This is a genomic window from Nocardioides aestuarii, assembly GCF_039527245.1.
Lineage (GTDB): Bacteria > Actinomycetota > Actinomycetes > Propionibacteriales > Nocardioidaceae > Nocardioides > Nocardioides aestuarii.
In genome coordinates this window covers 2,779,005-2,786,141 of sequence record NZ_BAAAJT010000002.1, presented here as the reverse complement: position 1 = coordinate 2,786,141, position 7,137 = coordinate 2,779,005, and the positions used below count along the sequence as shown (strand labels likewise).

At 73.7% G+C, this 7,137-nt stretch carries 8 protein-coding genes; 2 read left to right on the top strand and 6 right to left on the bottom strand.

The window, feature by feature from the left end:
• Positions 1-175 precede the first annotated feature (175 nt).
• The 5 genes from ABD091_RS14055 to ABD091_RS14035 form a co-directional block, all read right to left on the bottom strand.
• Positions 176-1,009 (bottom strand): sulfotransferase family protein, encoded by an 834-nt coding sequence (locus ABD091_RS14055; RefSeq protein ID WP_343919474.1) that lies wholly within the window; start codon positions 1,007-1,009, stop codon positions 176-178.
• Positions 1,006-1,932, bottom strand: coding sequence for a glycosyltransferase family 2 protein (locus tag ABD091_RS14050; RefSeq protein ID WP_343919472.1), 927 nt, complete (start codon positions 1,930-1,932; stop codon positions 1,006-1,008). The genes ABD091_RS14055 and ABD091_RS14050 overlap by 4 nt, the downstream gene beginning before the upstream one ends.
• Entirely contained in the window at positions 1,929-2,900 is a 972-nt protein-coding gene (locus tag ABD091_RS14045) for a sulfotransferase (RefSeq protein ID WP_343919470.1), read from the bottom strand. Before ABD091_RS14045 ends, ABD091_RS14050 begins: the two co-directional genes overlap by 4 nt.
• Before the next feature lie 119 nt (positions 2,901-3,019).
• Entirely contained in the window at positions 3,020-3,571 is a 552-nt protein-coding gene (locus ABD091_RS14040) for a glycosyltransferase (RefSeq protein ID WP_343919469.1), read from the bottom strand.
• A gap of 52 nt (positions 3,572-3,623) precedes the next feature.
• Positions 3,624-4,097, bottom strand: coding sequence for a UDP-N-acetylglucosamine--LPS N-acetylglucosamine transferase (locus ABD091_RS14035; RefSeq protein ID WP_343919468.1), 474 nt, complete (start codon positions 4,095-4,097; stop codon positions 3,624-3,626).
• Positions 4,098-4,218: 121 nt separating this feature from the next.
• On the opposite strand from ABD091_RS14035, the gene ABD091_RS14030 reads away from it, so the two are divergent.
• Positions 4,219-5,211 carry a hypothetical protein gene (locus ABD091_RS14030; RefSeq protein ID WP_343919467.1) on the top strand — a complete coding sequence of 331 codons (993 nt, stop codon included), beginning with the start codon at positions 4,219-4,221 and terminating at the stop codon, positions 5,209-5,211.
• A gap of 3 nt (positions 5,212-5,214) precedes the next feature.
• Here ABD091_RS14030 and ABD091_RS14025 read toward each other — a convergent pair whose 3' ends face one another.
• The gene (locus tag ABD091_RS14025; RefSeq protein ID WP_343919465.1) at positions 5,215-6,009 is read right to left on the bottom strand and encodes a LamG-like jellyroll fold domain-containing protein; all 795 of its coding nucleotides are present in this window, start codon (positions 6,007-6,009) and stop codon (positions 5,215-5,217) included.
• Positions 6,010-6,146: 137 nt separating this feature from the next.
• Here ABD091_RS14025 and ABD091_RS14020 point away from each other — a divergent pair, with 137 nt between their 5' ends.
• Positions 6,147-7,100 (top strand): sulfotransferase, encoded by a 954-nt coding sequence (locus tag ABD091_RS14020; protein WP_343919463.1) that lies wholly within the window; start codon positions 6,147-6,149, stop codon positions 7,098-7,100.
• Positions 7,101-7,137 lie beyond the last annotated feature (37 nt).

Sequence of the window (7,137 nt, the reverse complement as noted above, 5' to 3'; positions counted from 1 at the left end):
CCCCCCCCCCCCCCCCCCCGCGTCCGTGGGGTGCCGGACCTGGCAGCACGGACCGCCTGCCCGTCCCACGCCTGAAGGGCGACCTGTCGGCGCGCTCCTCACCGTGCCCTCCGACATGACGGTGCCGCCGTCCCGAGTCAGCTCGGGACGGCGGCACAGGCGGCAGACGTGGCGGCTACCAGCCCCAGGCGTCGCGGAGGGGGAAGCCGAAGGTGCGCTCGAGCGACTCGACCTCGGGGGCGAGCGCACGGCGTACGGTCGCGACGTCGTCGGACGCAGGACGGACCGCCTGGCGGTCCAACGGCTGGTAGAGCACCTTGTGGACCACCGGCGAGCGCTTGACCGCGCCCACGATCCGGGCGCCGTCGTGCTCCCGCACCCAGTCGGCCGTACGGCGCGCCAGCGACGCGAGCGCCACCGAGCGGGCACGCGCGGCCGGCAGCCGGGCCGCCAGGTCCTCCTCGGCGAGCGGGAGCCGCTCCACGTCGAGGAAGTCGGTCACCCGGTCCAGGAAGCCCTGAGGATCTGCCGAGAGGTCGTCGAAGAGGGCGACGTGGACGTTCTCGCGCGGCAGCAGCTCGAGGAAGCGGTCGAGGCCGGTCGCGTAGCGGCCGTGGTCGAGCAGCTCCGGGCGGACCCGCAGCGCCTCGCCGAAGGTGTCGGGGCCGATGCCGTGCTTGCGCATGTAGAGATAGGACGACCAGGCACGCTCGACGGGGTCGCGCAGCGACACCATCACCTTGACCTCGCCCAGCGTCTCGTGGATGCGGGCGGCCGCCTGGGGGTGGAAGAGGTAGTCCTGGCACACCTCCCCCACGACCGGCTCGTCGCGCGCGTCGCGGAACTGGTCGGCGTACCAGCCGGTGCCGCGGTCGTAGTAGCGGTCGAAGTAGTAGAGGTCCTTGGCCGGGGTCAGGTAGACGTCCGGGTGCTTGAGCAGGACCTCGTGGAGCCAGGACGACCCGGCCTTGTCGGGTCCGATGTAGAGGAAGTTCGGCAGCCGGTTCACGACAGGCCACGTCCCAGCCGCCGGGCACCGGTCAGCAGCCGCCGGGGCTCGATGCCCGGACCGGCGACGGCCAGCGCCAGCCACGCGTGCGGGGCGGCCGGGTAGCGGCACAGGGCACGGCCCGCGAGCCGGGCGCCCGTACGGCGCTCACCGGCGCAGGCCCGCGCATAGGCGATCTGGCCGAGGATCCGTGCGTGTCCGCGCCGCGAGTCGGCGAAGTCGGGATGCTTGTCGAGCATGTACTCGAGGGCCGTCGCCGTGTTGACCCAACGGTCGCGGAACCACGACGGCACGTCCTTGCGGATGTCGGCCAGGATCTCCTGGACCGCGCCCACCGACCCGACCCGGCTCGCACGCAGCAGCCAGTCGTAGTCCTCGCCGTAGCCGTGCGGGAGGTCCTCGTCGTAGAGGCCCGCCGTGTCGAACGCCGACCGGCGCATCATCAGGGTCGAGCTGTGCAGCTCCTTGACCCGGTTGCGCAGCAGTCGCTCGTGGGAGACCACGGCCTCCTCGGCCGGCCAGTCGACGTCACCCCGCTCGCCCATGAGGAGCCGGATGCCGGCGCCCACGGCGAGCAGGTCGGGGTCGGCCACCAGCCGTTCCACCTGGCGGCTCACCTTGCTGGGATACCAGAGGTCGTCGTCGTCGCAGCTGGCGACGAGCTCGCCCCGGGCCAGCAGCACCCCGGTGTTGCGGGCACCGCACAACCCGCCAGTGCGGGTGTTGACCACGGGTGTCACCTCCCGGCCGGGGCGCGAGAGCTCCGACAGCGAGGGGTCGATCTCCTCGCGGTCGTGGACCACGATGATCTCCATCTCGCCCGGGTAGTCCTGGCCCACGACGGTGGCCAGGGTCTCCCGCAGCAGCTCCGAGCGGCCGTGGGTCGGGATCACCACCGTCACCAGCGGCGAACGTCTGGTCATGCGTAGCTCCTGTCGGGTCGGGACGTGCGGGCCCGCGGACCACCGGCGTAGCCGTAGGCCGCGAGCATCGGAAGCGTGAGCGCGGTGACCACGGCGCGGTCCCGCGTGGACATGGCGACGGTCCAGCGGTCGTCGCTGCGCAGCTCGATCTCCCCGGACCGGAACCGCGAGGGGTTGCCGGAGAGGCCGTGGCTGGGGGCGAGCACCAGCCGGCCGTCGATGACCGGGAGGTCGGCGGCCGTGAGCGGCAGCCCCAGGTCGGCGGCCGCGGCGAGCAGCGATGCCTCCGGGTCGGCCACGAAGTCCTCGTAGCGCAGTCGCGCGGAGGGCGCCCGGCCGAAGCCGCGGATCGCGGCGACCTCGAGCTGCAGGGCGCTCCACTGGGCCGCGGCGCGGTGGGGCGGGATCCGCCACATCTCGGCGGCGCCGCCCGCGGCGGCGTGCGGGCGCTCGACCTGCTGCCCCCACGACCACGCCACCGCCCGCGGGTCGCGGACCACGTTGAGCAGTCGCAGGTCGATCCCGTCGGCGCCGGCGAGCGCCTGGCCGAGGGCCGGGCCCTTGGAGGCGTCGACCACGACGGTCGCGCCGGTGACCGCGGCGACCGCGGCGTAGAGCCGCCCGTAGGCCTCCTGCAGGTCGAGCAGCGGCCGTGGCGTCGTACGCCGGGAGGAGAGCAGGGCGGGCAGGTGCCGCTGCCGCGCGGCGGCCCGGTGGAGCCCCGCCAACCGCTCCAGCAGCTCCGTCGTCCAGCCGCCGAACGCGACCCGGCCGACCTCGGTCCACACCGGGCACTCCGAGAACGCGAGGCCGCAGCCGCACCGTTCGTCGGCCGGGGCGACCGAGCGCGCGAGGTCGACGAGCTCGCCGACGTTGACCCAGCCGGCGGCCGCGCCGAGCACCCGCTCGACCAGCGTCGACCCGGAGCGTCCGAAGCCCCCCAGGTAGACGACGGTGGTCCGTGACATCAGCCAAGCCCCCTCAGGCTCTCCCGTTCCCGTCGGATCGACGGGTTGTCGAGGTCCAGCCTCGCGACCCCGGCGGGGCCGTCGGGCCACCCCGCGTGAACCTCACTCATATGAGGTAGTCAGCCGGCAGCGGCGAACCGGTGGAACCGCGGGAACCGGTGGGGACGCCGGGCGATCAGGCCGTCGAGCTCGGTCGCGAGCCGGGCCCGCGAGGCCTCGCGCTCGGTGTCGAGCAGCATCGCCGCACCGGGCCGGGCCGCGCGCTCGAGGGCGGTGACGAGCTCCACCTCGAACCGGTCGTGGGTCGTCACCGACCGGACGACGCCGGTGCGGTCCATCATCGCCGCGAAGCGCTGCTGGTGGCCGTCGACGTGCTCGCCGAGGCCGGGGTCGCGCGGCACGCACAGCGGCACGTGCCCGGCGTCACGGGCGTCGAGGATCGTGCCCGGCCCGCCGTGGCACACGACGACGGACGCCTCGTGCAGGAGGGCGACCAGCCGGTCGTGGGCGAGGTAGTCGTGACCCTCGGCCGCCACCGGCGCGGCGGTCGCGCCGTGCTGGACGACGAAGTGGACGTCGCGGTGGTGCCACGCCGCGCGGTCGATCCAGTTGACCATCCGTTCGAACGGGTGGTGGTCGGTGCCCACCAGAGCCAGGACCAGCCCGCTCACAGCCCGCACCGTTCGCTCGGTCGGTCGCTCGCGCCTCGCTCGACTCCGTCGTTCACAGCAGAGGCCCCACGAGGTGCGCGTCGGGGTAGAAGTCCAGCTGGCTCTGCCACTGGACGATCCGGCGCGTGGTGAACGGGCCGCAGAGTCGGCCGGTCATGGTCGGGGTGTCCACCCGGTCGTAGACCTCGATGAACACGGTCGGGATCCGCAGCAGCCAGGCAGCGACGAAGAACGGGACCGCGACGCCGGCGCCGGCGCTCACCACCAGCCCGGGTCGTTCCCTGCGCAGCAGGCGCACCGCGAGCGCGGCGTTGCGCGCGAGGTTGGGCAGGTTGCGCGTGGTCGGCGAGTAGGACGTCACCACCCGTTCGCCGACGAGGCGGTCGACGACGTCGGGCGTGCCGGGACAGACCCACAGCCGTTCGTGGTCCTCCCACCAGCCGCGCATGGCGAGCAGGTGGGTCAGGTGGCCCCCCTGGGTGGTGACCAGGAGGACGTCGGGGCGTCCGGCGGCAGTGTCGTTCATGGTGATCGAATGCTCGGTCGACGGCCGGTCCGGACGGCGGGCGCGGCCGATCCTTCCCCCATTTAGGGCACCCTGAACCCGTGCGCCGGTCCAGACCCGTCGCGCTGCCTACGGTCACGGCATGACGATCGCTCGGCGCGACCTGCTCGGTATCGGCGCCGCCGTCGCACTCTCGATGACGGCGGCCTCCTGCCGTGCCGTGGACGGCGCCGTCGGCAGGGTCCCCGAGCCCGACCCGGGACCCCACGGCGCGGACGGCTTCCTGCCGGAGCAGCTCCCCGACGGCCTGATGTTCTACGGCGCCTCGGTGCCGTGGCACCGCCCGGTCCGGCCGTGGGAGCAGTCGCTCGGACGGCCGCTGTCCACCCACCGCTCCTACTTCACCCCCGGCGCGGAGGAGGTCCAGCACCTGCTCGACCAGTGCCGGGACGACGCCCTCCACCGCCGGCTCCCCCACGTCTCGCTCAAGGCACCGGGTCGCTGGCGTGACGTGGCCGCGGGCAGGAACGACGACTGGCTCCGCAGCATCCTGGTGCCGCTGGGGCGGACGGGGCACCCGGCGCTGTTCACCCTCCACCACGAGCCGGAGAACGACGCGTCGCCGGACGGCCGCACCCCGGCCGACTTCGTCGCCATGCAGCACCACGTGATCCGCCTCGCCGACGAGCTGGCCCCGCGCGTGACCGTCGTCCCCGTCCTCCAGCACTGGACCTTCGACCCGCTGCGCGACGACATCGACCCGTCGGTGTGGGTCGTCCCCCGGGCGAGGGTCCTCGGGCTCGACCTCTACAACCCGTGGTCCGAGGACAACGGGAAGGAGTGGCGCACCTTCAGCGGCAAGCTCGACGAGGTGATCGGCTGGTTCGGCGACAGGCCCCTGGTCATCGGGGAGTACGGCTGCCGCGCGGATCCGGAGAACCCCGGCCGCGCGGCCCAGTGGTTCCACGACGCCGCCGACCACGCGCGGACGCGGGGCGTGATCTCGATGTCCTACTTCAACTCCTCGATCAACGCCGAGGACGGCACGTGGGAGCTGAGCGGCGAGACCGAGGAGGCGTTCAGCGAGCTGCTCGCGGCCGACTGGGTCGCCCGCCCGCCCGCCGTCAGGGCCTGAGCCTCACTCGACGCGGGCGCTCGACCCCAGCTCGAGGAAGACGTCGTCGATCGCCCCCGAGAACTGGTCGTCGCCGTCGTTGACCCCGGGGCTCCCGACCCGGATCGGCTCGCTGCTGGCCAGGGCACCCGACGGGCCCGACTCGCGGGTGACCTCTCCGTCGACCGCGACGCTGACGCCCTCGTCGTCACGGTGACAGACCACCCGGTGCCAGACGTCGTCGGCGACCGACACGGTCGAGGTCACGACGAGCGCCCCCGCATCACCCCGGACCCGGCAGCTCGGCAGCCCTTCGTCGCCGTCCACCTGGAGCTTCCACTGCCCGCCCTCGCTGGCGAACCGACCCTGCTGGACGACGTTGGACCCGTCGGTCGTCTCCGACGGCGAGAGCCTCACGCTGGCTCCCCAGGAGAAGGGCTCGGAGCCGGGTGCCAGCGCCGGGTCGGGCGCGACCTCCACGAGTGCCATCGGGCACCCGGTGTCGTCAGCGCACACGCCGGGAAACTGCAGCGCCCTCCCCCGGCCGTCGGCTCCCTCGACCTGCTCGACCCCGCCGCCGTTCGCCTGGACCACGACGCCGCTGTACGGCGCGTCGTCGCCGGCCGGGAACTCCTCCGAGCCGTCATCGGCGGCCACGGCCTCGTCGAACGGGAGCCACAGCGCTGCCGAGGAGTAGTCGGGCGCGTCGTCAGGGCTCGGGGGCCCCTCCGGAGCACCGCCGTCGGTACACCCGACGAGAGCCAGCAGCGCCGTCGGAACCAGCAGGCCCAGCGCCCGGATCGGTGAACCGTGTCGCACGTCGTCTCCCGTCTACCTCAATTGGGGGATGGGTGGCGCGACCCGGCCTCCCGGCCCCCGTCGAGCCCTAGCGTCGTTCCCACGGCGGCTCCCCTCGAGGACCGCTCGGGGGAATCATCGATCCTGGGGGAACGTGGATGAAGGTCCTCTACATCGTAGGGGTGGGCAGGTCCGGGAGCACGCTGCTGGAGCGCGTGCTCGGGGCCGTGCCCGGCTCCGTCAACGCCGGCGAGGTCAACGCGATCTTCTCGCGGGTCTCGACCCAGGACCAGCGCTGCGGCTGCGGCGAGCCGTTCTCGACCTGCTCCTTCTGGGCCGCGGTCGGCGACCGGGCCTTCGGCGGCTGGGGCGACGTCACCGCGCGGATGGCCCACCTCCAGCCGCGCCTGGTCCGGCAGCGGTTCGTGCCGCAGCTGGCCACGGGCCGGTTCGGGGCGACGTACGCCCGCGAGCTCGACGACTACCTCGACGTCCACCGGCGGCTCTACGACGCGATCGCCGAGGTCGCCGGGGCCGAGGTCGTGGTCGACGCCAGCAAGTCCACGGCCCAGCTCTTCGCCCTCCGCCGCATCGAGGGGCTCGACCTCCGTGTGGTCAACCTCGTGCGCGACGCCCGCGGGGTGGCCCACTCGTGGAGCAAGGCCGGCATCCGCAAGCCCCAGTCCCAGCAGGGTGAGGACATGGGGACCTACGCACCCCACCGCCTGGCCGTGCTGTGGGCGGGGCTCCAGCTGGAGTGCTCGGTCCTCGGCGCGGCGGCGGAGCACCACGCGCGCGTGCGCTACGAGGACCTCGTCGCCAGTCCGCGGCCGACCGTCCGGCGCCTGCTCGAGGAGGTCGGCCTGCCGCCGGCGGCCGACGCCCTCGACCACGTCGACGAGCACAGCGTCCACCTCACGCCCAGCCACGGGGTGGCCGGCAGCCGCACGCGGTTCACCGACGGAGACATCGAGCTGCGGGTCGACGACGCCTGGCGCTCGACCCTGCCGGTCGGCGCCCGCCGTGTGGTGACGGCCGTGACCCTCCCCCAGCTGGTGGGCTACGGCTACGTCGGGCGGCGCACCCGCGACGCCGCGGTGGGGGTAGCGTGATGACGACCGTCCCGACGACGCACTCGCGCGTCCACCC

Coding starts and splice junctions, on each gene's coding strand:
- ABD091_RS14045 (WP_343919470.1), bottom strand. CDS start 2,900: ATGTCACGGACCACCGTCGTCTACCTGGGGGGCTTCGGACGCTCCGGG.
- ABD091_RS14030 (WP_343919467.1), top strand. CDS start 4,219: ATGACGATCGCTCGGCGCGACCTGCTCGGTATCGGCGCCGCCGTCGCA.
- ABD091_RS14050 (WP_343919472.1), bottom strand. CDS start 1,932: ATGACCAGACGTTCGCCGCTGGTGACGGTGGTGATCCCGACCCACGGC.
- ABD091_RS14020 (WP_343919463.1), top strand. CDS start 6,147: ATGAAGGTCCTCTACATCGTAGGGGTGGGCAGGTCCGGGAGCACGCTG.
- ABD091_RS14035 (WP_343919468.1), bottom strand. CDS start 4,097: ATGAACGACACTGCCGCCGGACGCCCCGACGTCCTCCTGGTCACCACC.